The 24,697-nt window shown below is 73.5% G+C and carries 22 protein-coding genes; 10 read left to right on the forward strand and 12 right to left on the reverse strand.

Going from position 1 to position 24,697, the window contains the following annotated elements; all coding sequences use genetic code 11:
* The first annotated feature begins 27 nt into the window (after positions 1-27).
* Genes Sdagh_RS04025 through Sdagh_RS04035 form a run of 3 tightly spaced genes read left to right on the forward strand, consistent with a single transcriptional unit; the run spans position 28 to position 3,262 of the window.
* Positions 28-306 carry a phosphopantetheine-binding protein gene (locus Sdagh_RS04025; protein WP_189422566.1) on the forward strand — a complete coding sequence of 93 codons (279 nt, stop codon included), beginning with the start codon at positions 28-30 and terminating at the stop codon, positions 304-306.
* Between the two features lie 30 nt (positions 307-336).
* Complete coding sequence (locus Sdagh_RS04030) at positions 337-2,178, forward strand: B12-binding domain-containing radical SAM protein (RefSeq protein WP_189422568.1); 1,842 nt, start codon at positions 337-339, stop codon at positions 2,176-2,178.
* Positions 2,165-3,262, forward strand: a complete 1,098-nt coding sequence (locus Sdagh_RS04035) for a DUF4346 domain-containing protein (protein WP_190078379.1) — start codon at positions 2,165-2,167, stop codon at positions 3,260-3,262. Before Sdagh_RS04030 ends, Sdagh_RS04035 begins: the two co-directional genes overlap by 14 nt.
* 61 nt (positions 3,263-3,323) lie before the next feature.
* Here the strand turns inward: Sdagh_RS04035 and Sdagh_RS04040 are convergent, their stop codons facing one another.
* From Sdagh_RS04040 to Sdagh_RS04080, 9 genes are all read right to left on the reverse strand, one after another.
* Positions 3,324-3,860 carry a hypothetical protein gene (locus Sdagh_RS04040; protein ID WP_190078378.1) on the reverse strand — a complete coding sequence of 179 codons (537 nt, stop codon included), beginning with the start codon at positions 3,858-3,860 and terminating at the stop codon, positions 3,324-3,326.
* Entirely contained in the window at positions 3,857-4,621 is a 765-nt protein-coding gene (locus Sdagh_RS04045; protein WP_189422574.1) for a phytanoyl-CoA dioxygenase family protein, read from the reverse strand. The genes Sdagh_RS04040 and Sdagh_RS04045 overlap by 4 nt, the downstream gene beginning before the upstream one ends.
* Before the next feature lie 52 nt (positions 4,622-4,673).
* Positions 4,674-5,513: an LLM class flavin-dependent oxidoreductase gene (locus tag Sdagh_RS04050; RefSeq protein WP_189422576.1), complete on the reverse strand. Its 840-nt coding sequence runs from the start codon at positions 5,511-5,513 to the stop codon at positions 4,674-4,676.
* Positions 5,510-7,066, reverse strand: coding sequence for an aldehyde dehydrogenase family protein (locus tag Sdagh_RS04055; protein WP_190078377.1), 1,557 nt, complete (start codon positions 7,064-7,066; stop codon positions 5,510-5,512). Before Sdagh_RS04055 ends, Sdagh_RS04050 begins: the two co-directional genes overlap by 4 nt.
* Before the next feature lie 42 nt (positions 7,067-7,108).
* Positions 7,109-7,867, reverse strand: coding sequence for a 4'-phosphopantetheinyl transferase family protein (locus Sdagh_RS04060; RefSeq protein WP_189422580.1), 759 nt, complete (start codon positions 7,865-7,867; stop codon positions 7,109-7,111).
* On the reverse strand, positions 7,864-9,072 hold the full coding sequence (locus Sdagh_RS04065) for a cytochrome P450 (protein ID WP_190078376.1): 1,209 nt from the start codon (positions 9,070-9,072) through the stop codon (positions 7,864-7,866). Before Sdagh_RS04065 ends, Sdagh_RS04060 begins: the two co-directional genes overlap by 4 nt.
* Complete coding sequence (locus Sdagh_RS04070) at positions 9,069-10,511, reverse strand: M78 family metallopeptidase domain-containing protein (RefSeq protein ID WP_190078375.1); 1,443 nt, start codon at positions 10,509-10,511, stop codon at positions 9,069-9,071. The genes Sdagh_RS04065 and Sdagh_RS04070 overlap by 4 nt, the downstream gene beginning before the upstream one ends.
* Positions 10,508-10,861 (reverse strand): hypothetical protein, encoded by a 354-nt coding sequence (locus Sdagh_RS04075; RefSeq protein WP_189422586.1) that lies wholly within the window; start codon positions 10,859-10,861, stop codon positions 10,508-10,510. The genes Sdagh_RS04070 and Sdagh_RS04075 overlap by 4 nt, the downstream gene beginning before the upstream one ends.
* A gap of 71 nt (positions 10,862-10,932) precedes the next feature.
* Complete coding sequence (locus tag Sdagh_RS04080) at positions 10,933-12,273, reverse strand: alkaline phosphatase family protein (protein WP_190012113.1); 1,341 nt, start codon at positions 12,271-12,273, stop codon at positions 10,933-10,935.
* Between the two features lie 603 nt (positions 12,274-12,876).
* On the opposite strand from Sdagh_RS04080, the gene Sdagh_RS04085 reads away from it, so the two are divergent.
* From Sdagh_RS04085 to Sdagh_RS04115, 7 genes are all read left to right on the forward strand, one after another.
* Positions 12,877-14,517 (forward strand): carbamoyltransferase family protein, encoded by a 1,641-nt coding sequence (locus Sdagh_RS04085; RefSeq protein WP_190078374.1) that lies wholly within the window; start codon positions 12,877-12,879, stop codon positions 14,515-14,517.
* A gap of 17 nt (positions 14,518-14,534) precedes the next feature.
* The gene (locus Sdagh_RS04090) at positions 14,535-16,199 is read left to right on the forward strand and encodes an FAD-dependent oxidoreductase (RefSeq protein ID WP_190078373.1); all 1,665 of its coding nucleotides are present in this window, start codon (positions 14,535-14,537) and stop codon (positions 16,197-16,199) included.
* Complete coding sequence (gene cysC / locus Sdagh_RS04095) at positions 16,196-16,759, forward strand: adenylyl-sulfate kinase (protein ID WP_189422602.1); 564 nt, start codon at positions 16,196-16,198, stop codon at positions 16,757-16,759. The genes Sdagh_RS04090 and cysC overlap by 4 nt, the downstream gene beginning before the upstream one ends.
* Positions 16,756-17,643, forward strand: coding sequence for a sulfate adenylyltransferase subunit CysD (cysD, locus tag Sdagh_RS04100; RefSeq protein WP_189422604.1), 888 nt, complete (start codon positions 16,756-16,758; stop codon positions 17,641-17,643). The genes cysC and cysD overlap by 4 nt, the downstream gene beginning before the upstream one ends.
* 1 nt (position 17,644) lies before the next feature.
* Positions 17,645-18,991: a sulfate adenylyltransferase subunit 1 gene (locus Sdagh_RS04105; RefSeq protein WP_226534511.1), complete on the forward strand. Its 1,347-nt coding sequence runs from the start codon at positions 17,645-17,647 to the stop codon at positions 18,989-18,991.
* On the forward strand, positions 18,988-20,412 hold the full coding sequence (locus Sdagh_RS04110; RefSeq protein WP_226534520.1) for an FAD-binding oxidoreductase: 1,425 nt from the start codon (positions 18,988-18,990) through the stop codon (positions 20,410-20,412). Before Sdagh_RS04105 ends, Sdagh_RS04110 begins: the two co-directional genes overlap by 4 nt.
* Before the next feature lie 155 nt (positions 20,413-20,567).
* The gene (locus Sdagh_RS04115; RefSeq protein WP_189422615.1) at positions 20,568-21,596 is read left to right on the forward strand and encodes a methyltransferase; all 1,029 of its coding nucleotides are present in this window, start codon (positions 20,568-20,570) and stop codon (positions 21,594-21,596) included.
* Positions 21,597-21,675: 79 nt separating this feature from the next.
* Here Sdagh_RS04115 and Sdagh_RS04120 read toward each other — a convergent pair whose 3' ends face one another.
* From Sdagh_RS04120 to Sdagh_RS04130, 3 genes are all read right to left on the reverse strand, one after another.
* Positions 21,676-22,725: an aldo/keto reductase gene (locus tag Sdagh_RS04120; RefSeq protein ID WP_190012117.1), complete on the reverse strand. Its 1,050-nt coding sequence runs from the start codon at positions 22,723-22,725 to the stop codon at positions 21,676-21,678.
* Between the two features lie 49 nt (positions 22,726-22,774).
* A complete protein-coding gene (locus tag Sdagh_RS04125; protein WP_189422619.1) occupies positions 22,775-23,821 on the reverse strand; it encodes a 3-dehydroquinate synthase family protein in 1,047 nt (348 codons plus the stop codon).
* A gap of 65 nt (positions 23,822-23,886) precedes the next feature.
* Complete coding sequence (locus Sdagh_RS04130) at positions 23,887-24,639, reverse strand: siderophore-interacting protein (RefSeq protein WP_189422621.1); 753 nt, start codon at positions 24,637-24,639, stop codon at positions 23,887-23,889.
* Positions 24,640-24,697 lie beyond the last annotated feature (58 nt).

The following is a 24,697-nucleotide window of genomic DNA, read 5'->3' on the forward strand; positions in this document are numbered from 1 at the left end:
GATCAACGACACGAAGGGGTGCGCGACATGGAACTGCAGGAGACGAAGGACCGGCTGCGCAAGGTGCTCGTCGACTCCCTCGAACTGTCCATCGAGCCGTCCGAGGTCCCCGACAAGGGGCTCGTCCAGGCGCTGGGACTGGATTCGATCAACACCATCGAGTTCCTGATCTGGGTGGAGAGCGAGTTCGGCGTGGAGATCGCCGACGAAGACCTCTCGATCAAGCTGATCGACGACCTCGACCTGCTCGCCGAGTACGTCATCAGCCGGGTGCGGGAGGGAGAACCCGCCAACGAGCCGGCCTGAGTGCCCGGACCCCGTCTCCCTGGAGAGCCGATGATTCAGGACGTCACCCTCGAAACGCGCAGCCCCCGCCGGAAACCGGGAGAGTTCGAGCTCTCGCTGGACCCGCGGGTCACCGATCCCGCCTCGTTCAAGGTCAGCTTCCTGATCCTGCTCGACGGCGACCTCGTCATGTCGCCGGAGCACCTCGGCGTCGCCTACATGGCCAGCGCCCTGCGGCACGTCGGCTTCACGGCCGAGATCAGGGAGGTGGAGCACGGCGACGAGCACCACGCGGCGGTCGTCGCCCACCTGCGGGAGTACCGGCCGGACCTGGTGTGCTTCACGCTGATGAGCCTGAACACGACCAGTTGCGTCAGCCTCTGCCGGCAGATCCGCGAGGTGCTGCCGGACACGCCGATCGCCTGCGGCGGCCCGGCCGGTACGTTCGCCGGCCAGGACGTGCTGCGCAACAACCCGTACGCGGACATCGTCGCCGTCGGCGAGGGCGAGCCCACCATCCTCGACCTCGCCCAGCGGCTGTACCTGAAGGAACCGCTCACCGACTGCCCCGGGGTCTGCTACCGGGACGGTGAGGGCGGTATCCGCCAGAACCCGGCCCGGCCCCTCATCCACGACCTGGAGGTGCTGCCGTTCCCGGCCCGGGACCAGCTGAGCCAGCACGGCGACAAGCTGGAGTACGTACGGGTCAGCACCAGCCGCGGCTGCGTCGCCAACTGCGCCTTCTGCTCGGCACCCCATCTGAAGAACCGGGTACAGGCCGGCAAGGCGTGGCGCGGACGCGGGCCCGAGCAGATCGTCGAAGAGGTGGCGCAGATCGTGGAGCGCCACAACTTCCGCACCTTCGACTTCGTGGACTCCACCTTCGAGGACCCCGACGGCGGCCGGGTCGGCAAGAAGCGGGTCGCCGCCATCGCCCAGGGCATCCTCGACCGGGGCCTGGACATCTACTACAACGTCTGCATGCGGGCCGAGAACTGGCACGACACCCCCGAGGACCACGCGCTCCTCGACCTGCTCACCGCCTCCGGGCTGGAGAAGGTCAACGTCGGCATCGAGGCCGGCACCGCCGAGGAACTCCTGCTGTGGGAGAAGCGCGCCACGGTCGAGGATAACGTCACCATCATCCGGATGCTGCGTGAGCACGGCATCTACCTGGCGATGGGCTTCATCCCCTTCCACCCGTACGCCACCGTCGACACCCTGACGGCCAACGCCCGGTTCCTGCGCGACAACGCCGGGCACAACCTGCGCCGGATGACCGAGCGGCTGGAGATCTACCCGGGTACCGCGATCGTGCACCGCCTGGAATCCGACGACCTGCTCGACCACAGCTACCGCGACAGCCTCGACCCGTACGGCTACTCCTTCGCGGACGAGAAGGTCGGGCTGCTGGCCAAGCACTTCGCGCGGCTCTACAACAACGAGGACTACCACCGGCGCGGGGTCATCACCGAGCAGTCCGCGGTGTTCGAGTTCGAGACCTACAACGTGGTCCTGCAGACCTTCATCTCCCGGCTGCAGCGCCGCTTCCGCAAGCTGCCCGGTGTGGACGAGGTGATGGAGGAGTTCAAGGAGCGGGTGCACGCCGTCCGCCAGGAGATGGGGCAGTTCAACTACGCCTTCTTCATGGCGAACCTCGACGCGGTGCTCAACGAATCGCTGGACGCCGACAAGCAGGAGCGCCAAGTCGTGGAGGTCGAGCAGTACTTCCGCGACCGGCTCGACCAGATGCGCTCGGAGCAGCTGCGGGTGGGCAAGCGGCTCACCCGGCTCGGAGCCCGGGTGTCCGAGATCAGCTCCACCCTGCCACCGGTGCGTCCTGGCGGTCTGCCGCGCACGTACACCGGCGAGGGCACCGGTGCCACGTGGTGAACGGGTCGCGGAGGACCAGATCGCGGTCTGCAGCCTGAGCAGCCGGGAGCTGGTGGCGCCCCTCTCCGCGCTGCCGGGCGTGGCGCTGGCCGGCACGCTGATGACGGCCAACCTCGGCATCGAGGAGCTGCTGCGCACCCTCGCGCGCCGGCCGGCGATCCGGGGGCTGGTCGTCTGCGGCAAGGAGTCACCGCGGTTCCTCGCCGGACAGAGCCTGCTGGCTCTCTTCCGGGACGGCGTCGACCCCGAGCGCCGCAGGATCGTCGGAGCGGCCGGCTACCTGCCGGTGCTCCGCTCCGTTCCGCTGCACGAGGTGGAGAGGCTGCGGGCCCGGGTGGAGGTCGTGGACGCGCGCGGGGAGCGCGATCCGCTGGTGCTCGGCGAGATCGTGCGGAGACTGCGGGCCCGCCTCCGCGCCGCCCGCCCGCCGGCCCCGGACGCGCGGGCGGCTTCGGCCGACGGCCCGTACCGCCCGGTGCCGGGCTTCCGCCGGCTGCGGGCGGGCGGCCGGCGGGTGGGGCTCAGCCAGGTCCTGGACGGGTTCGTGGTGATCAGCCTGGACCGGCGGGCCCGGCGGATCGTCCTGCGCCACTACGACGACGACCTGACGCCCCGGCACGAGATGGCCGGTGTCCGGGCGGAGTCCATGCTGCTGGGGCTGTTGCGCGCCGGGGTGATCACCGACCCGTCTCACGCCGGCTACCTCGGCGGCGAGCTGACCAAGGCCGAGACCGCCCTGCGCCTCGGTCTTCCCTACGTCCAGGACGTGCCGCTGCGGGCCCCGGGCCGCCCCGGGGACGCCGTACTGCCGGGCCACGCCCGAGAGGAGAACCCGGCCATGACCGAAGCATCGCCCGGCCAGCCGAGCATGGCGGAGTTCCTGACCGCCGTGGTGACGGGGCTCGGACTGGAGGGTACGGAGCTGGCCCCGGACGTCCCGCTGGGCAGCCAGGTCTCCGTGGAGTCCGTCCGCATGATCGAACTGGCCATCCTCCTGGAGGAGGAACTCGGCCTCGACCTCCCGCCCGACCTGGACCTGCGCAAGTGCAGCCCGCAGGAGCTGTACGGGGCCCTGACGGCCTGACACCCGCGGGCCGGTCCGGGAGAGAGCCCCGCGGGGGAGCGGGGCTCCGTCCGGCGCCGGTTCACGCCGGCCAGATGCGCAGTTCCTCCTTGATGAGCCGGGCCGTGACCGGCAGGCCGGCCGGCGTCCACGCGTCGGAGCCGAGGACGCGTACGGTGAAACCGTCCGGGGCGAGCCGCTGCCAGGCGCCCACGGCCCCCGTGCCCGGGTCGGTCAGCAGCAGGGAGACCGGACACGGCAGCGGGCCGCCGGACGGTGCCGCCGTGTCCCCGGCGCCGAGCGTCCGCCCGGTGTGGAACAGCACCCGGGACGGAGGCGTCCCCGCCGCCCGGACCGCCCGGACGGCTGCCGCCGCGATGTCGCCCTCGTGGCCCCCGTCCGCCGTGGCGAGCAGCGCCCAGGGCAGGCCACCGGCCGTCGCCGACGGAGGCGGGAGCGGGTCCTCGAGGGCGGCCCGCAGCACCGCCGCCTCCGGTCGCAGTGCCTCGCGCAGCCCCGGCCCCAGGACGCCGGCCGGGTCCAGCACCACCAGCCGCAGCACCGGATCGGGTCCCGGCGCCTGGAGGAACCGGCCGGTGTCCACGGCCGCCGTACTCATTCGAGGCCGTCCGCGAGTCCGAGGGCGAAGTAGTTCTCGAAGCCCAGCAGCCGCCGCATCCCGGCGTCGCTGCGCTCGATGACCTCCGGTTTCAGGCCGGAGAAGAAGTTCTGCTGCTGCCGGACGTAACCGCGGCAGTAGTAGTTCAGGATGCCGTGCCGGGGCCGGTCGGTGACGTTGGCCCCGGTCTGGTGCCACAGCCGCCCGTCGAAGATCATGACGCTGCCCGCCGGGGCGCAGACGGGGATCGTCTCCACGTCCCCCTCGCCGAGGTCGTAGTCCGGCTGTCGGCCGAGCAGGTGGCTGCCCGGGACCAGCCGGGTGGCGCCGTTGTCCTCGGTGAAGTCGTCCAGCATCCACATGCTGTTGGCGACGAGCGCGTACGGCGGCCACGGTGGCCGGGCGAACGTCTGGTCCGCGTGGACGTTCATGGAGGCCCCGCCGGGGCCCGCGATGTTCGCGTGGGTGCTGGACAGCAGGAAGTTGAAGCCCAGCACCTCCTCCATCAACTGCAGAACCAGGGGTTCACGGACGCTGCGCTCGAATTCCTCGCCCTTGTTCAGCAGGCTGAACACCCGTTGGTTTCCACCGTCGTAGAGAAATGCGCTGCCGTCCTCCCGTTCCTTTTTCGCCACGTCGAGGAGGCGTTTTCTGAGCTGTTTGAAATCCCGCTCGGATATCGGGCATTCAAGCAGACAGTAGCCGTGTTCCTGGAGATCCTCCGCAGCCTTCAGTTTGTCGCTCGTCAGGTTGGCAGACATGAAGTCGAATTTATCAGCGGCGCGGGGCGCGTGGAAGGGACGGATGCGGAGTTCAGGGAATGAGGACGTCGGCGAGCCGGTCCACCTGCGCGAGCCGTGCCGCGGTCGGATGGAAGATCACCTCGTCGAATCCCGCGGCGGCCAGCCGGCCGACCTGATCGCGGATGCCTTCCGGTGTACTCGGAGTTTTCGCGACGAAGGAATCCGCCTCGGCGCCGAGCACCTGGAAGTACTGCCGGACGAACGCGGCGGCCTCCTCGGCCACGTCCTCGCCGAGCCAGTACCTGGAGAGCGCGACGAGCCGGGGCCGTCCCGCGCGTCCCGCGCTGTCCCAGGCGGCGCGGACCTCCTCGGCCCAGGGCGCCACCCGCTCGGGCTCCAGACCGGGCGCGGTCCAGCCGTCGGCCCAGCGCACCGCCCGTCTGACGGCGGCCCGGCTCACCCCGCCGACCAGCACCGGCGGCACCGCCCCCGGCAGCTCACCGGTGCCGCCCTTCGCGCGGAGCCGGGCGAGTTCGGCCAGCTGGGCGTCGAACACCGCGGCCCGCCCCGCGAAGTCCCGCCCGGCCGCCCGGAAATCATCGGCGCGCACCCCGGGCCCCAGGCCGAGCGTGACCCGGTCCCCGGCCAGGGAGGCGACGGTGGCGGCCTCCTTGGCGAGCACCGCGGCGGTGGTCAGCGGGGCGACGAGGATGTTGGTGGACAGCCCGATGCGCGAGGTCGCCCCGGCCGCGGCGGCCAGCACGGCGAGCGGCTCGTGGCCGGGGTAGCACAGCCGGTGGGTCGCCGCGACGGACGAGAAGCCGCGCTCCTCGGCCCGTACGGCCCACCGGGTCTGGAGGGCCCCGGAGGCGCCGGGGACGGTGTTGGGGAACGCGATGCCGATCTTCATGGGGTACTCCGCGGGCGGGACACGGCCGGCGGCAGGCCGGAACCGAGCAGGTGGTAGGGGGTCGGGGCGAGGCCGGGCGGTCCGTCGGTGCTGTCGACGACGACCTGGCGGCTGCGGTAGGCGTCCAGTTCATTGGTCACCCGGTCCCAGGCGGTACCGGCCGGCCCGTCGGTCGCGGGCGGCGGATCGAGGTCGACCAGCCGGTAGTCGTTGATCCACACCTGTTCGGCACGCAGGGCCTCGGCGACCGTACGCGCGTGCTCGGCGTCCGCCGACCAGACGCCGGCGCTCAGCCCGTACCGGGAGGCGTTGGCGACCCGCACGGCGTCGGCGTCGTCCCGGGCCCGCAGGACCGAAAGCACGGGCCCGAAGATCTCCTCCTGGGCGACGGTGTCCTCCGGCGCCACGTCGGCGAGCACCGTCGGCAGGAAGTAGGCGCCCGGGTCCAGTCCCTCGGGCAGTTCCCCGGGCTCGGGCATCCGGCCGCCGCACACCAGCCGCGCGCCCTGACCGAGACCGCGCTCGGTGAAGTGGCGGGCGGTGCGGGCCTGGTTGCGGGAGACCAGCGGGCCGAGGTCGGTGTCCGGGTCCAGCGGGTCGCCCAGGCGCAGCGCACCCGCCCGTCGCCGTATCCGCTCGACGAACCCGTCGTACACGTCGGTGTGCACCACGGCCCGCGAACCGGCCATGCACACCTGCCCGTTGTGCAGGAAGATGCTCCACGCCACGCCCGCCGCGGCCCGGTCGAGGTCGGCGTCGGCGAGGACCACGTTCGGCGACTTGCCGCCGAGGTCCAGCCGGGTGCTCACCCCGGCCCCGGCGGCGCCGCTGCGCACGCTCTCCCCCACCGCGTCCGATCCGGTGAAGGCCACCAGGTCGACACCGCGAGCCCGGACCAGGCTGTCCCCCGTGGTGCCGCCGGGGCCGGTGACGACGTTGACGACGCCGGGAGGCAGCCCGCACTCGTGCATCAGCCGGACCAGTTCCAGCGCCGTGAGCGAGGTGAACGACGCCGGTTTGACCACACAGGTGTTGCCTGCCGCGATGGCCGGGGCGATGCGCCAGGCCGCCAGCAGGAGCGGCAGGTTCCAGGGCACGATCGCGGCGACCACGCCCAGCGGCTGCCAGCGCAGGTAGTGCGGCGAGCGGCCCTCCGTGGTGCCGGGCCGGCCGAGCCGGGTGGGCAGCCGCTCGGCCCACCACGCGCTCCAGGCGAACGCGGCGCGTGCCCCGGGGACGTCGGCGCCGAGGGCCTTGCGCACGGTGGTGCCGTTGTCGCGGACCTCCAGCTCGGCGAGGCGGCCGGACTCCGCGGCGATCCGCTCGGCGATCCGGCGGAGCACCGCGGCGCGTTCGTCCGGCGCCATCCGGGGCCAGAGGCCCCGGTCGAAGGCGCGGCGGGCCGCCGCCACCGCCGTCTCGACGTCCGCCGGGCCGCACCGCGGCACGTCGGCCAGGTGGCGGCGGGTGGCCGGTTCGAACGTCCGGAAGGTGGCGCCGTCCTGCGCCGGGGCCGGACCGCCGTCCACGTATCTCGGGAAGTGCTCTGCCATCTGCCTTCTCCTCGTCGGGCTCGTGCGCTTCGCCGGTGCGGGTCAGGGTGCGGCCAGGGCGCAGCGCCGGCCCCGCCCGGCGGCCGGCCCGCTCTCCAGCACCTGCGCGGCCGTCACCCGGCGCACCGTCAGCGAGCCGGGGCCGGCACCCCCGGGCAGGGCGACCGCCGCCCGGTACGGGGCGGGCACGCACGCCAGGTCCCACACCCGCCACAGCCGCCCCTGGGGCCCCTGTACGGTCGCCGGGCCGGGGGCGGCCGGGTGCACGGGGGTCCGCAGGCCCTCCCGCAGCCGGCCGCCCCAGACCTTCACACACGCCTCTTTGCGCACCCACATCCGGAAGAACAGGTCCCAGGCCTCGGGACCGGTACGCGCCGCGACGGCGGCGGCCTCGTCGCCGGGGAAGTACCGGGCGGCGATCCGCGCGGCGGCGACCCGCCGTACCCGTTCGGCGTCGGTGCCGACCGGGCCGCCCCAGGTCACCGCGAGCAGGGTCAGGCCCGCCGTGTGCGAGAGGCTGAAGGCCAGGCCCGTGTCCCGCCCGGCGCCGGCCACCTCGGGTTTGCCGTTGTCCTGCCGGGTGAATCGCACCCGCGCCGGGGCCTCGCCGGTGAGGGCGCCCAGGCAGCGGCGCAGCACCGCCCGGCTGAGGGCGAACGCGTCCTGGTCCGCCCGGGACCTGAGCTGTGCCATGCGGTTCCGGTCGGCCGCCGGCAACAGGAGCCGCGCGGCGCGCACCACGTGGTCGGGGGCCCGGGTGGAGACGCACCACAGCAGCACGGGCGCGGACTCCCGGCTCACGGTGCCGTGTCGAGCCGCACCGGGAGCGCCGCCACCCCGAGCGGCAGCAACCGGGAGGTGTGCGCCACGTCGCCGGGCTCCACCGCCAGCCCGATACGGGGGTGGGCGGCGAGCAACTCGCGTATGCCGGCCGCGTGCTGGACCAGTACCAGGTCGGTGGCGGGACACCGGTGGGGTCCGGCGCCGAAGGCGAGCGTGGGCGTCTGCGGACGCTCGATGTCCAGTTCGCCGGGCCGGTCGAGCACACGCGGGTCACGGCAGGCGGCCGAGACCAGGGGCAGCACCGCGGCACCGGCCGGGATGCGCGTCCCCGACAGCTCGACGTCCTCGGTGGCCACCCGCAGCAGGCCGTCGTTGCTGGACGGGTAGAACCGCAGCAACTCGGCCACGGCGCCCGGGATCAGCTCCGGCCGGCTTACCAGCCGGTCCCGGACGCCGGTGTCGGCCAGCACGCCGTACAGGTGGCGGGCGAGCAAATCCCGCACCCCGATGAAGCCGGAGATGACCAGCCCGTGGAGCAGGACGATCCGCTCTTCGTCGGTCAGTTTCCCGCCCTCCGCTTCCGGGTCGTCCAGCCCCAGCAGGACTCCGGCGACGTCGTCGCCCTCGCGCGCCCGGCGCTCGTCGAGCAGGCCGGTGAACGCCTCCGCCAGCCGGGTCCGGCAGGCCTCCTGCTCCGGTCCGTCGGCGCCGCCGGACATCAGCAGCGCCTCGACGTCACCGGTGATCTCCCGCCACCGGTCCCCGTCGAAGCCCAGCAGTTCGCAGACGACCCGGCCGGCGAACGGGGCGGTGTAGGAGCCCACCAGGTCGACGGGGTCCGGAAGGCGTCCGAGGGAGGCGGCGAGCTGTCCGGCGATCTCCTCGACGCGGGCCCGCCACCGGACCGTGCGCTCGGCGGAGAAGGCCGCGGCGACCGGGGAGCGGAAGGCGGTGTGCCGGGGCGGGTCGAGGTCCACGATCCCGGTGCCCTGCCCCCGCCCGAGACCGGTGCCCGGCAGTGCGGCGGCCCGGGCCCGGCTGAAGGCCGGCCCGGTCAGCACGGTCCGGACGTCGGCGTCCCGGGTGACGAGCCAGACGGCGCTGCCGTCGGCGAGCCCGACCCGCAGGACCGGCTCCTCGGCGAGCAGCCGGTCGTACTGCGCGGGCACGGTGCCGCCGGGGCCCGCGGGGTAGGGGAAGACCTCCGGCGCGGCGGCGCTCACCGGGCCGGTCCCAGCGGATAGTCCGGGGTGCCGCGCCGTACGGCGGGTTCCACCGGCACGAAGGGGAAGTCCTGGGCCAGTACCTGGTTGTCCAGTTGGTGCTCCACCACGATGGTGCCGGCGCCGTAGTCCTCCGCGATCTGCTCGACGTCCTCCGCCGTGACCAGCCCGTCCGGCCGGCCCAGCAGTTCGGCCACGCCCCGGGCGGGCGCCAGCAGTTCGAGCGCGAAGCCCCGGGCCAGGTGCTGGCGGTGGGTGTGCGCGGCGACGACGAGGAAGTCGGTGTCGAGGTCGCAGACGAAGTGGCACAGGGCACGGGCCTGGAGGAAGCGGCGGGGCCGCTCGGTGTAGCGCCGGCTGGAGACCAGCACCGGTCCCTGGGCACCCTCGCGCCGGCCGAAGGCGACCAGGCCCCGGTCGACGTACGCCGTCTGCTCGGTGACATAGGTGAGCAGCGCGTCGGTCTCGAACCGCTCGGTGGCCGCCACCCCCGCCCAGGAGCGGACCCGACGGGCGAGTTCGTAGCCGAGGTGCCAGGCGTTGTCGAGGCGGCCCGGGGCGAAGAACGTCTCGCGGAGGTCGGCGCACAGCTCGCGCAGTTCGGTGACGGCCGGGTCGGCCGGACGCCCGGCGGGCGCGGTGCCCGCCACCGCACGGGCCCGTTCGAGCCAGGCGAGCCGGTCGGTGATGCGCTCGGGGCGGACTCCGTTGAGGAAGTCGAAGGCGTGCGACTCGGGGAGTTCCCGTAGCACCCGCTGGATGGCGTCGGCGTAGGGCCCGGCCTCCGTGTAGGGGTCCAGGCCGAGCCGGGCCGCGGCGCGGCAGAAGGCGGCCTCGTCCTCGCCGGTGCCGCGCAGCGCGGTCCACTCCCGCTGGAGCGGGGTGTCGTCGACGCCCCATTCGGCCAGCCGGGCGACGACGGCGTCCACGAGGCCGCGCAGGGTCTCGGTGAGTCCCTCGGAGCCGACGAGGAGGTTGCCGCGTCCGAGGTAGCGGGGGCCGGGCCGGGGGTCGGGGCCGCCGTCCGGCATCCACACGATCCGGGTCTGCCGCCCCTCGGGCACGAACAGGACGTCCGGCCAGCGGAATCCGTCGCAGGCGGCCCGCATGACGTGCCGTCGCGACCGCTGCCACCAGGAGCCGCGCTGGTCGCCGACGCCGTTCTTGTAGGCGAAGCGGAGCTGGGAGATCTGGGTGCCGGGGCGGGCGTCCGCCGTCAGCGACCACCAGTTGAAGGCGATCCACTCGGCGAGCGGGTACAGCGAGCCGGTCGTGTACGGCCGTACCGTGCCGGTGGCCGGGTCCTCGACCGTGGTCAGCGGGGCGAGGGTGCCGATGCTCATCTCGACGTCGGCCCAGGTCACGGTCCGCTCGTCACGCGCTTGCACGGGCGGGTCGTGCCACTTCCAGACGAGCGAGAACTCGGGCAGCGTGCTCATGCGAGTCCCTCCGGCCATTCGCTCGGGTGCAGGGTGTAGCCGGTGTAGCGGCCGGGTTCCGCGCCGGCCAGCCGGAACTCCTGGACGACATCGCCGGTGCGGTGCCAGGCGTACCGCGGGAAACCACGCTCCCAGGGCCCGCCGATCGCCCCCTCGGTGAGCGCGGCGCGCAGCAGTTCCCGGGGGGTACGGCCGGCCGGCACCGCCCAGGGGAGGGTGTCGGCCGAGGGGGGCTCCCACACGACGTGGTCCGCCTCGCGGGCCAGCGCCTCCAGGTCGGTCCCGGCCGGGGGCGCGGTGACGGTACGGCGGAGTTCGCGCCGCCGTTCGGGTGGTCGTGAGTCGCGCATGCGCGGACCTCCAGGAGAAGGGGGAGACGGAGGAGACGCCGGACGGCCGGTGGCGGAGCCGCGTCGGACGGTCAGGCCGGAGCACCCAGGGGGCGGCCCGGCCAGTCGGCCGGGACCGGGCGGCCGTGGAGGGCGGCGAGGGTGGCCGGGATGTCGACCGGGGCGGCGGGGACGCCGTCGGTGAACGCCGGGGCGAAACCGGGGCCGAGCCCGGCCCAGTAGGACTCCCTGCGGTGCCAGCCGCTCTGCCAGGTCCGGTGCACATGGCCCGCCCACTGCGGGTCGCCGAGCGGGAGGTAGCGCCAGTCGGCGGGTTCCAGGATCAGGTCGGGCGCACCCGCGGTCGCACTCCCGGGATACACCTCCTCACGGGTCTGCACGGCGGCGAAGTAGGGCCGGCCGGTACGGGGGTTGACCGTGTCCAGCAGCAGGCCGCGCACCTCGTCGCGGACCCGTTCGTACTCGGCCGGGCCGACCGTGCCGTGCTTGTACCGGTCGCGGACGTTGATGTTGACGCCGTGGGTGCCCTGCACGGCCTCGAAGGCGCGGGTGCCGGACCAGTCGACGCGGCCCTCCGCGCCGGTGGCGAGGAGGCCGGCCTCCGCCAGGTGGTCGTTGATCGAGCAGTAGGCACGCAGCGGTCCGAAGCCGATCTCGGAGAAGGCCAGTACGTCGGTGTGATCGTCGGCGACGGCCAGGGCGTCCTGGATCACCTGGTCGCAGGTGCGGTACGCGGCGAACACCGCGCTGTCCCGGTCGTGTTCGGGGCCGTGGTCCAGTTCCTGGAAGTAGATGTGCGAGGTGCGGTCGATGCTGGTCAGGTTGACGATGACGACGTCGGACTCGGGCAGCAGCGCGAGGGCGGCCTTTCCGCGCTGGCGGTCGGCCTCCAGCAGCCGGGGCAGCAGTTCCTCGCGGGGCTGGCCGGTCCAGAAGATGGAGACGTCGTGCACGGGCCGGATGCCCTGCTTCGCCAGCCGGCGCTGCAGGTCGCGCGGGTGGCAGGCGTGCAGGGTGGCGTACATCGGATAGCTGATCAGCGCGCCGTCCATCGGCTCGATCGGATGGGTTCCGAAGAGCCCGATGCTGGCGAACCTGAGCCCGGCGAACGCCTGGTGCTGCCAGAGCAGCGGGTGACGGCGGTCCCCGGAGCCGAGGACCTGCGGTGTGTATTCGGGATCGTGGCAGGTCCAGTACGAGAAGAAGCCGTGGTCGGCGGCCCGCCTGCCGGTGAGCACGCTGAGCAGGCCGGGTGGTTCGTAGGGGGTGCCCTCCGCGGCCAGGGGGCCGTGCGCGCCCTCGCGGCGCAGCCGGGCGAACCCGGGCAGGGCACCCGCCTCGCACCAGCGGTCCAGCAGGGCGGGAGCCGCGCCCTCCGTGATGATCACGATCGTTCGATGCTGCTTCGTCACCCAGTACTCCCTTGTCCAGCCGTACAGGGGATCGCCGCTTGCGAAGTGGGAACGGTGGTGTTCTGCGCTTCGGCACCTGGCGGGCCGAGGGGAGGGGTCGTGCCGCACGCCCGGATGCCATGCCGTCAGCACTGCACGGTACATGCCGATCCGGACGGCGTATGCCCCCTGGATGATGATGGCCGAAAGGGATGCCCGTATCGCCGTCGCCCGGCCGCGAACGGCCCGGTGGAGCACCGTGCCGGGGCCCCACCGGCGTCCGGGGACGGGTGTTTCAGTCAACTACGGCCGGCCGGGCGGACGCCTCCTTGACAGTGCTCGACGCCGGTTGACTACAGTGCGGGCTGTCCGTTCGCTCACCGTCTCCCCGCCCGCCGCCGTTCCGCGGACGTCCTTCCCGCCGTCCGCAGGCTGCCCGTACGTCGCCCACGCCCTGCGCGTTCCCGGCCGGGCAGGGGCATGCATCGCGAACCGGCGGCACCCCCCCTTCCCGGCGCGGGGCCACCGCTCGATCACCGTCCGGCCGGCCATGGCGACCCCCCGGTCCGGGCGCCGACCGCCGCACGTCCCGATCGATGTCCCTCACACCGGAAAGGACGCGATATGACCGTGTTGGGCCTAGGTGGATCCGGGCACGACTGGGCCTCCTGCGCCACCGACGGCACCCGGCTCGTCGCGGTGGACGAAGAACGGCTCATGCGCAGCAAGTACGGCCTGGGCGCGGATCTGCTGGCCGGTGTCAGCCGGCAGACGTGTCTCGGGCAGCTCGGCCTCACCGCGGCCGAGGTGGAGCACGTGGTCGCCTGCGAGCTGGTGCCGCGGCCCTTCTACCACTCCTTCCGGCGCCGGATGACGGTGATCAACCACCATCTGGCCCACGCCTACAGCGCGTTCGGCGCCTCCGGCATGTCCCGGGCCGCGGTGCTGGTGTGCGACAACTCCGGCAGTCTCACCGTCGGCGACAAGTCGGGCTCCTCGGCCCGGGAGGCCGAGACCATCAGCTCCTTCCTCGCCGACGAGCGGGGCATCCGGCTGCTCGACCGGGTCAGCGGGGCGCACGCGGTGGACGCCGGTTCGGAGAGCGCCTACTACCAGCCCGGTGAGACCGACAACTCGCTCGGCCACCTGTACCGCACCGCCAGCCTCGCCATCGGACTGGCCTACACCGGGCCGAAGACGCGCTTCCCGGTCAGCGAGGACGGCAAGACCATGGGCCTCGCGCCGTACGGCGACCAGCGGTTCGTGGACGACCTGGCGGAACTGGTCACCCTGCTGCCCGGGGGCGGCGTCAGCATCTCCGCGAGCAAGGTCTCCCACCTGCTGGGGCGGCTGGCCAAGGACGCCGACTTCGACACCAGGGCGGCCATCGCCCGCGCCGCCCAGGAGGTCCTGGAGACGGCCCTGGTGCACTGCGCCCGCGCGCTGCACGAGAGGACCGGGCTGACCGATCTGTGCATCGCGGGCGGTGTCGGCCTCAACAGCGTCGCCAACGGCCGGATCCTGAAGGAGACGCCGTTCGAGCGGCTCTTCGTGGTGCCCGCCGCCGGGGACAACGGCATCAGCCTCGGCTGCGCCTACTACGGGCTGCACGAGCTGGAGGGCGTGCCGATGGCGGAACTCCCCGCTCTGGAGAACGCCTACCTGGGGCCCGAGTACCCGCGTTCCCGGGCCCGCGAGGCCGTCGCCGCCTCCGGGCTGCCCGCGCGGACCCCCGAGGACCTGCCCGGGGAGGTCGCCGCCCTGCTGGCCGAGGGCCGGATCGTGGGCTGGTGGGACGGACGCAGCGAGTTCGGTCCGCGGGCGCTCGGGCACCGCAGCATCCTCGCCGCCCCGTTCCCCGCGTCCGTGCGCGACCACCTCAACGACAACGTCAAGTTCCGGGAGGGCTTCCGGCCGTACGCGCCGATCGTCCGCGCCGAGCGCAGCGACGAGTTCTTCGACCTCGGGCAGCCCTCGCCGTACATGCTGATCGTCACGAAGGTCACCCGTCCCGACGCCATCCCGGCGGCGGCCCACGTGGACGGCACGGCCCGGCACCAGACGCTGGAGGAGAGCCAGAACCCCGCGGTGTACCGGCTGCTCGGCGAGTTCGAGCGGCTGACCGGGTGCCCCGTCCTGCTCAACACCTCCTTCAACGTGGCGGGTCAGCCCATCGTGGAGACCCCGGAGGAGGCCGTCGAAGCCTTCGCCGGCATGAACCTCGACCATCTGGTCGTCGGCGACCAACTGGTGAGCAAGGCCTGAACGGAGGGTCTGCGGCCATGACCGTACTGGTCGTCGGGGGCGGGCCCACCGGGCTGGCGACCGCGCTCTTCCTGGCCCGGTCCGGCGTCGCGGTCCGGCTCGTGGAACGCCGTCCGCGCACCTCCACCCTGCCCCGGGCCACCCACGTCACCCGGCGGACCATGGAACTGCTGCGCGAGGCCGGGCTCCAGGAGGCGATGGCCGGGGCCGGGTTCGAGGTGGTCGCCGGCGGTGATCCCCGCGTGTTCACCGAGCCGGACCGGGTGCTGCCCCGCACCGTGGTCGGCGTCCCCTCGCTGTCCCGTCCCGACGCGGCGGAGGTACTGGAGACGGGGGAGGAGGAACTCGCCGTACCGGGGCCCTGCCCGCCCTTCTGGTGCGGGCAGCACCGCACCGAGCCGCTGCTGCGCGAGGCCGCGGTACGGGCGGGCGCGGACGTCCGGTTCGGGGAGGAGCTGACCGGGCTGTCGGTGCACGACGACGGTGTCGAGGCACGCGTCCGCCGCGCGGACGGCCGTACCGAGACCGTGACCGCGCGGTACCTGGTCGCCGCCGACGGCGCGCACGGCTGGATACCCGAGGCCGCCGGCATCGCGCGCGACGGCCTGGGCACGATCGCGCGCCGCACCAGCATCCTGTTCCGGGCCGACCTCACCCCTCTGCTGAAGGGCCGCCGGTTCTTCATGAGCATGATCGAGAACCCGGGGTTCTCCGGTGCGGTCATGCAGCTCGACGCGGACCACCGGTGGGCGGCGGCCGTGGAGACCGAGGCCGTCGGCGGCCCGGACCGCGAGCCCGGCCCCGAGCGGTGCATGGAGCTGGTGCGGGCCGCGCTCGGGACCGACGCCATCCCGGTGCAGCTGACGGCGACCTTCCACTGGCAGGCCCGGCACCGGATCGCGGAGCGCTTCTCCGCGGGGCCCGTGTTCCTGGTCGGCGACGCCGCCCACCTCCACCCGCCCGCCGGCGGCTACGGCTCCAACGCGGGCATCCAGGACGCGCACAACCTGGCCTGGAAGATCGCCGCGGTGCTGGACGGCTGGGCCGCTCCCGCGCTGCTCGACAGCTACGACGCCGAACGCCGCCCGGTCGGCGTCGCGACCGCCGAGCAGGCCCTGCTGCTCGACGGCGTCCCGGGCGAGCGACTCGGCGCCGAGGTGCGCGATCCGCGCACCATCATCATGGGGTACCGGTACCGTTCGGCCGCGGTGATCGGCGGCCCGGCAGGGCCGGGCGGCCCCTTCCCCGGCACCTTCGAGCTGTCCGGCGCGCCCGGCACCCGGCTCCCGCACCTGCCGCTCCCGCCCGGCCCTGCCGGCGGCTCCGGGCAGATGTCCACCCTCGATCTGTGCGCACCGTCCGCCGCCGGCCCGCACCTGCTCCTGCTCGGCAGCGACGACGGCTGGCGGCGTACGGCGGCCGAGGTCGCCGGGAAGCTCGCCGTCCCCCTCGTCGCCAGGGTCCTGCGCCCCCCGGTCCCCCTCACCACGGTCTGCGGCACCGGTCCGGGCGGTGCCCTGCTGGTGCGGCCGGACGGCTTCGTGGCCTGGCGCTGCACCGCCGCCGCGCTCCCGGCCGCCACCCGGCGACACCACCTGCTGGCCACGGCCGTCCGGCGGATGCTCCACGGGGACGCGGCCGGCACCGGTATCCATCCCCTGACGTTGCGGAGTGGCCGATGACGCACCCAAGCCCCCACTGCACCTGCTGGCCCGGCGCGACCGTGTGGCTCACCGGGCTGCCGAGCGCCGGCAAGTCGACCCTGGCCAGGGAGCTGGCGCGCCGGCTGACGCCCCAGGGACGCAGAGTGGAGATCCTCGACGGCGACGAGAACCGGGCCCTGCTCACCGCCGGTCTGGGTTTCAGCAGGGAGGATCGTTTCGTCAATGTGCAGCGCATCGGACTGGTCGCGGAGGTCCTGGCCCGCAACGGGGTCCTCGCCCTGGTCCCGGTGATCGCCCCCTACGCCGACGCCCGGGAGGCCGTCCGCAAGCGCCATGAGCAGTCCGGCACGCCCTATCTGGAGATCCATGTCGCCACCCCGGTCGAGGTGTGCGCCGAACGGGACGTGAAGGGGCTGTACGCCCGCCAGGCCGCGGGCGACCTGAAGGGCCTGACCGGCGTCGACGACCCCTACGAGGCACCGCGCGCCCCCGACCTCACCGTCCCGGCCCATCGACAGCGTCCGGCGGAGTCGTCCGCCCTGCTGCTCGGTCTGCTCCAGGAGCGGGGACTCGCGTGAACCACACGGCCCAACTGGAGTCGGAGGCCGTCCACATCATCCGGGAGGCGGCCGGCGAGTGCGCGCGACCGGTGCTGCTGTTCTCCGGCGGCAAGGACTCCGCCGTCGTCCTGCACCTCGCGCTGAAGGCGTTCGCCCCCGCTCCGCTGCCGTTCCCCCTGCTCCACGTCGACACCGGGCACAACTTCCCCGAGGTGATCGCCTACCGCGACCGGACGGTGGCCCGGTTCGGGCTGCGGCTGCACGTGGCCTCGGTGCAGGAGCGCATCGACAGCGGCGAACTGAGGGAACGCCCCGACGGCAGCCGCAACGCCCTGCAGAGCCCGTGCCTGCTGCGCGCCATCGGGGCCCACCGCTTCGACGCGGTGTTCGGCGGCGCCCGGCGCGACGAGGAGAAGTCCCGTGCCAAGGAACGGGTGTTCAGCCTCCGTGACGAGTGGGGCGTCTGGGACCCCCGGCGGCAGCGCCCGGAACTCTGGGAGCTGTACAACAGCCGGCACGCCCCGGGCGAGCACGTGCGGGTGTTCCCGCTCTCCAACTGGACGGAACTCGACGTCTGGCAGTACATCGGCAGCGAGGGCATCGTGCTGCCGGACCTCTACTTCGCCCACCACCGGGAGGTCTTCCGGCGCGACGGCATGTGGCTCACCGCCGGCGACTGGGGCGGACCCGGTGACGGCGAGCGCCCGGAGAAGCGGCAGGTGCGCTACCGCACGGTCGGCGACATGTCGTGCACCGGGGCCGTCGACTCGGCCGCGACCACGGTGGCGGAGGTCGTCCGGGAGATCACGGCCTCCCCGCTGACCGAACGCGGAGCCTCCCGCGCCGATGACAAGGTCTCCGACGCCGCGATGGAGGACCGCAAACGGGAGGGGTACTTCTAGCGTGCCGATCACGACACCGCCCACGGGCGGAGCACCCGCGGACACCGCACTGCTGCGGTTCGCCCTCGCGGGCAGCGTGGACGACGGCAAGTCCACGCTCGCCGGACGCCTGCTGTACGGCTCCGCGAGCGTCCTCGCCGACCAGCTCGCGGCGATCGGGGCGGCCCCCGGCGGGGGCGGCCCGGACCTCGCGCTGCTGACCGACGGTCTGCGGGCCGAGCGCGAGCAGGGCATCACCATCGACGTGGCGTACCGCTACTTCGGCACGCCCCGGCGCCGGTTCGTCATGGCCGACACCCCCGGGCACGTGGAGTACACCCGCAACACGGTCACCGGCGCGTCCACCGCCGACCTCGTGGTGATCCTCGTGGACGTCCGCAACGGCGTCGTGGCGCAGACCCGCCGGCACGCCGCCGTGGCCGCGTTGCTGCGGACCCCGCACGTCGTGCTCGCCGTCAACAAGATGGACCTGGTGGACTACGACGAGGGAGCGTTCGCCCGGGTCGCGCGGGAGTTCACCGGGCTGGCCCGCGCGCTGGGCATCCCGGAGACGACCGCGATCCCGCTGTCGGCACTCCTCGGCGACCAGGTCGTGACCCCCTCGGAACGGCTCTCCTGGTACGACGGTCCCGCGTTGCTGCACCATCTGGAGTCCGTGTCGGCGGCCCCCGAACCGGCCGGTGCGCCGGCCCGGTTCCCGGTCCAGTACGTCATCCGGCCGCACACCGCCGCACCCCGCGGCCGCCGGGGCTACGCGGGCCGGATCGCCGCGGGCACGTTCCGCGTCGGCGACCGGGTGACCGTCCTGCCCTCCGGCTCGACCACCACCGTCAGCGGCATCGACGCCCTCGGCGTACCGGTGGAGCGGGCCTCGGCACCGCGGTCGGTCACGCTGCTGCTCGCCGACGAGGTCGACGTGGCGCGCGGCGATCTGATCGTGCCCGCCGGCCAGGAGCCGCCGCTCACCCGAACCCTCGAAGTCACCGCCTGCCACCTGCACGAACGACCGCTGTGCCGGGGCGACCGGGTCCTGGTCAAACACACCACGAGGACCGTGCGCGCCCTGGTCGCGGACATCCCCGCACGGCGCGGCCCGAGCCTGCTCGACGAGGAACCGGCACCGGACCGGATCGACGCGGGCGGCATCGGACGCGTGGTGCTGCACACGGCCGAACCCCTCGCCCCGGACGCCTACCGGGACTCCCGGCGCACTGGCTCATTACTGCTCATCGATCCGGACGACGGCAGTACGCTCACCGCCTGCATGGCGGGCCCCGGGCCGGTGTACCGCGCCGGCCCCGCAGGCACCCGCACAGCTCCGGACGACGAGGAAGAGGAAACCCTGTGAGCGAGTTGAACCCGGTGAACGCGGCGGTCCTGGACCCGGAGAGCCTGCGGCGACTCAGCGAGGACCTGGAAGGCCCCGTGTTCCTGCCGGGCGAGCCCGGTTACGCCGAGCACACCGACGGCTTCGACCGGGCGGTCGAGCACCGGCCCGCGCTGGTGGTGGCCGTGGCGAACGCCGACGACGTGGTGACCTCGGTCCGCTTCGCCCGCGACCACGGGCTCGGCGTCGCCGTCCAGCTCACCGGGCACGGCGCCTGCCTCCCCGCCGACGAGCGCTCGGTGTACCTCTCCACCCGTGCCATGAACGGCGTCCGGGTGGACCCCGGGCAGCGCACCGCGCGGCTGGAGGCCGGCGTGCTCTGGCAGGACGTCATCCCGCTCGCCGCCGAGCACGGACTCGCCCCGCTGAACGGCTCGGCCCCCTTCGTCGGCGCCGTCTCCTACGTACTGGGCGGCGGCGTCGGCGTCCTCTCCCGGCGCTACGGCTACGCCGCCGACCACGTCCGGCGCATCGAGGTGGTCACCGCCGACGGCGAACTCCGCGTCGCCGACCAGGACGAGAACCCGGACCTGTTCTGGGCGCTGCGCGGCGGCAAGGGCAACTTCGGTGTGGTGACCGCGATCGAGGTCGAGCTGATGGAGGTCGCCCGGCTGTACGGCGGTGGCCTGTGGTACCCGGCGGAGTCGGTACGGGACGCGCTGCACCTGTACCGCACCTGGGTCACCGGCGTGCCGGAGGAGATGGCCTCCTCCTTCTTCATGCTGGACTGGCCGGACGTGGACGGCGTACCCGAGGAGCTGCGCGGACGCTTCGCCCTGCACCTGCGACTGAGCTACGCCGGCGACCCGGCGGAGGGCGAACGGCTGATCCGGCCGCTGCGCGAGGTGGCGCCGATCCTGCTGGACACGGTCACCGACATCCCGTACACCGAGGTCGGCACCATCCACAACGACCCGCCGGTCTCGGGCTCGTACCACATCAACAACTTCCAGCTCACCACGCTGGACGAGGACACGGTCGACGCCATGCTCGCACTGGTCGGCCCCGGCACGAAGAGGGCGGTCAGCCTGGAGGTGCGCAACCTCGGAGGGGCCCTGGGCCGCCCGCCCCGGGTGCCCAACGCGGTCGCGCACGTGCCCGAGGCACGCTTCCAGGTGTACTCGGCCGGGGTCCTGGGCAACGGCGAGGACGACGCGGTGTACGAGGGCCACGACCGGGTCGTGGCGACGCTCGCGCCGTGGGCCACGGGAACCCGGATGCTCAACTTCATGGCGGGCATCGCCCACACCGACCCCGCCGACGTGCGGGAGGCGTACACGGCCGAGGCGTACCAGCGGCTGGCCGAGCTGAAGACGGTCTGGGACCCGGGCAACACGTTCCGCTTCAACCACAACATCCCGCCGCGGACGGCCGGGAACTAGACCGTGTCCGCGAAGTCCCTCCCGCCCCCCCGGGTGGACGGAGGGACTTCGCTGACACGGCCTGGGCGGCCACCCGCACCAGGCCCGCCCCCCAGCGCCCTCGGGCGCCCTGCTTCGTCCCACCGATCACCCGACGAGCGATTGCGGAGATTGCCATGACCGAGCACGTCAAGACCGCGGACCAGGGCGTCAACCGGCAGATGGTGGAGCTGCTCCAAGGGGCCTGGCGGGCGCGGGCCGTCCATGTCGCCGCCGAACTGGGTCTTCCCGACCTGCTGGCCCAGGGCGAGCGTACGGTGGCCGACCTGGCCGGACTCACCGGCACGCACGCGCCGACGCTGGGCCGGCTGCTGCGGGCGCTGAGCACGTTCGGGGTGTTCCGGCGGCTGCCGGACGGGCAGACCTACGCCCAGACGCCCCTGTCGGCCGTACTGGTCGCCGAGCCGGCCAATCCGGAATCGACCGACGCCCGCTTCATGGCGGCGAACTGGCACTGGGCCGCCTGGGGCGACCTGCTGCACACGGTCCGCACCGGTGAGTCGTCCTTCGAGAAGGCGAACGGGACCTCCTTCTGGGAGCTGACCAAGAGCGACCCCGACGCCAAGCAGCGGTTCAACGCCGCGATGAGCGCGGTCTCGGAGGCGGAGAGCGCCGGTATAGCCCGGGCCTACGGCTTCCCGGCCGGGGCCCACGTCGTCGACGTCGCCGGCGGACTCGGCAGTCTGCTGGCGGCCGTCCTCACCGAGCACCCGACGGTGCGCGGCACGCTCCTGGAGCGTCCGGAGATCGTGCCGCTGGCCGAGGAACTGCTGGCGAAGGCGGGCGTCGACGGGCGCTACGAGACGATCGCCGGGGACTTCTTCGAGGACGTACCGGCAGGTGCGGACGTGTACACGATCAAGCGGGCACTGCACGACTGGGACGACGACACCATCGTGCGCATCCTGGCGCGGACAGCGCGGTCCATGCGACCCGGCGTACCGCTGCTGATCATGGAGAGCATGGTGGACGAGACCTCCGACCAGGAGGCGCTGTTCCGGGGGCTGCTGCTGACGGTGCTGGTCGGCGGTCAGGACCGGCCCGAGTCGGACTACCGGGAACTGGCCGGACGGGCGGGCCTCACGGTACGGCGCAGCATCCCGGTCGGCGGCGATCTGCGCATCCTGGAGACGGTCCGGGCCTGAGCGGCCCGATCGGCCCGATCGGCCCGAGCGGCCGGGCGCCCCGCGCGGACCCACGGGTCCGGCGCGGGGCGCCCGGGGTTCAGCGGCGGGCCGTCTCCCGCACGGACCTGCGGGGAACCGGCCGCCGGCGCTGCGCCGTGTCGGCGAGCAGCCGCCGCACGGAGTGGTTGTCCACGGGGTTGAGGTCGCTGCCGGGTGGCACGATCTCGTCGATCCGGTCGAGGACCTCGTCGTCCAGGACCGTCCCGGCACCGGCGAGCAGGTCGGTGAGCTGGTCCACGGTACGGGGCCCGATGATCACCGAGGTCACGGCCGGGTGGGCCTGGACGAAGCCGAGAGCGAGATGGGTGAGCGGCATCCCGGCCTCCGCCGCCAGCGCCCGCAGCCGGCCCACCGCCCGTGCCTTGGCCGCGTTCGCGGGCACGGCGGGGTCGAACCGCTGCGGTTCCAGCACCGTACGGCCCTCGCCCGGGGTGGCGTCACGGTCCGAGAGCCAGCCCGCGCTCAGCGGTCCCCAGGCGAGGACGCCCATGCCGTGCCGCCGCGCGGTCGGCAGGACGTGCATCTCCACGCTCCGGCTGAGGACGGAGTACGCGGGCTGCTCGGAGCGGAAGTGCACATGGCCGCGCCGCTCGGCGGTCCAGCGGGCCTCGACCAGCTGGTCGGCGGGGAAGTTGGAGGTGCCGATCGCCCGGACCTTTCCCGACCGCACCAGGTCCGACAGGGCGGAGAGCGTCTCGTCGATGTCGGTGTCGGGGTCGACTCCGTGCACCTGGTAGAGGTCGATGTGGTCCGTGCCCAGCCGGCGCAGGCTGTCCTCGACCGCCCGCATGATCCAACGCCGGGAGTTCCCCCGGTGGTTGTCGTCCGGACCCATGGGGCCGTGGAACTTGGTGGCGAGGACGATGTCGTCGCGCCGGCCCTTGAGCGCCTCGCCGACGATCTCCTCGGTGCCGCCCTCGCCGTAGATGTCGGCGGTGTCCACCAGGTTGACACCCGCGTCCAGGGCCATGCCGATGACCGTGCTCGCCTCCCGCCGGTCGGGGTTGCCCCAGGAACCGAACATCATGGTGCCCAGGGCCAGTTCGCTGACCGAGATCCCGGTGTCGCCGAGAATACGCCGTTCCATGCGTCGTTCGCCCTCCGGTCGTCTCGCGTGCTGAGCAGGGTTTCTTCCGCTACGGCCGCCCGGTGCGGGGCATGCCGGCGAGCGTGCGGGCCACGTCGTCCTCCGGTACGTCCCGCACCAGTTCCACCCCGTCCGGCCCGTCGAGGACGAAGCCCAGACCGCGGGTCGCCTTCTTGTCGAGCCGCATCAGGGGGATCAGGGCCGCGGTATCGACGTCCGGCGGCAGGGCGGCGGGCAGTCCGTAGGCGCGTACCACCTCCTCGTGCTCCGCGACCCGGTCGGGACCGATCCGCCCGAGGGCACCGGCGAGGCGTCCCGCGAACACGGTGCCGATCGCCACGCACTCACCGTGCCGCAGCGCGTATCCGGTGGCGCGTTCCAGCGCGTGGCCGAGGGTGTGGCCGTAGTTGAGGATGTGCCGCAGGCCCGTGTCCCGTTCGTCCGCGGCCACCACGGAGGCCTTCAGCCGCACGCTCGCGGCGATCTGCCCGGTGACCGGCAGCCCCCGCAGGTCGCCGGCGCCGATGAAGTGGCAGCGGGCGATCTCGCCGTAGCCGTTGCGCCACTCCCGCTCGGGCAGGGTGCGCAGGTAGTCGGTGTCGCAGAGAACCGCGGCGGGCTGCCAGTAGGCGCCGACCAGGTTCTTGCCGTGCGCGAGGTTCACGGCCGTCTTGCCGCCGACGCTCGCGTCGACCTGGGCGAGCAGGGTGGTCGGCAGGTGGATCACGGGCACGCCGCGGTGGTACAGCGCGGCCGCGAGGCCCACGGTGTCGGTGGTGGTACCGCCGCCGCAGGAGACCACCACGTCGGCCCGGGTGAGCCCGTGGCCGGCGAACGCGTCGCACAACCGCTCCACCGTGGCCAGGGTCTTGTTGTCCTCGCCGTCGGCCAGCGGCAGCCGCAGTGCCGGTACGCCCGGGTCGGGTGCCTCGTCCACGGGCCGGGCGGTGACGACGGCGGCCCGGCGTGCCCCGAGGTCCCGGACGAGCGGGGCCAGCAGGTCCCGGGCTCCGGGGCCGATGTGCACGGGGTAGGAACGCGCGCCCAGCGACACGTCGATGCGCTGAACCGCAGATGCGTGCCGTGTACGCGTCATGCGCTCTTTATACGCGCCCCGTGCGCCCCACGCGAGGCCCCCTTTTCCGCCACCGCCGGCCTGGCTCAGAGGATGCCGGTCCGCCCCGCCGCCCAATGGACCTGGGTCTTCACCGCGTAGCGGGGCCAGGCGCGTTCACCGCACAGGTGACGCACCACGGCGCGGCAGGTCGTCGCCTCGCCCGCGACGTAGGCGATGCCCGGCTCGGGCGGCAGCCGCAGCCGCCGTACGGCCTCCAGCAGCACCCGTGATCCCACGGCGGAGGCACCGCCCCGGTGCACCCAGGGAAGACCGCGGGGACCGTGCGGGGCGGAGAAGTCGCCGTCCGGCCCGGTCGTCTCCAGCACGCCGGAGGCCGCCGCACCGGCGGGCAGCGCGGCGAGCATGGTCAACAGGGGGACGGCGCCGGTCTCCTCACCGATGAACACGTGGTAACGGGCCCGGGGCTCCAGCGTGATGCGATTGCGCGGCGCCCCTACGCGGGTCCGGGTCCCCGTTGCCACGGAAGCCGCCCACCGGCTGCCCGGCCCTTCCGGCCGGTGCCGTGCGATGCGCAGCGTCAGGCTGGCGCGCGACGGATCGTGCGTCCACACGGAGTACGTCCGCAGCCGCGGTACGCCGTCCACGTCCGGCACCTCCAGCGGCAGGTGCGCACCCGGTTTGCTGCGCAGAACCGCCAACGCGGGTCCCGTGAGCGTCAGTTCCCGCATGCCCGGCGTGACATCGTGCGCCTCGGCGACCCTCACCTCCAGCATCCGGGTGTCATGGAACCGCCGGCCCTGCCCCGGGCCGCGCGGGGGCATCCTGGAGACACTCACCCGTTCCGTCCTCCTCGCTCGTCCCGGCCGGCCGGACCCCGTCGCCGTTCAGTATGCC

The organism is Streptomyces daghestanicus (assembly GCF_020521275.1).
Classification (GTDB): Bacteria; Actinomycetota; Actinomycetes; order Streptomycetales; family Streptomycetaceae; genus Streptomyces; species Streptomyces griseoviridis.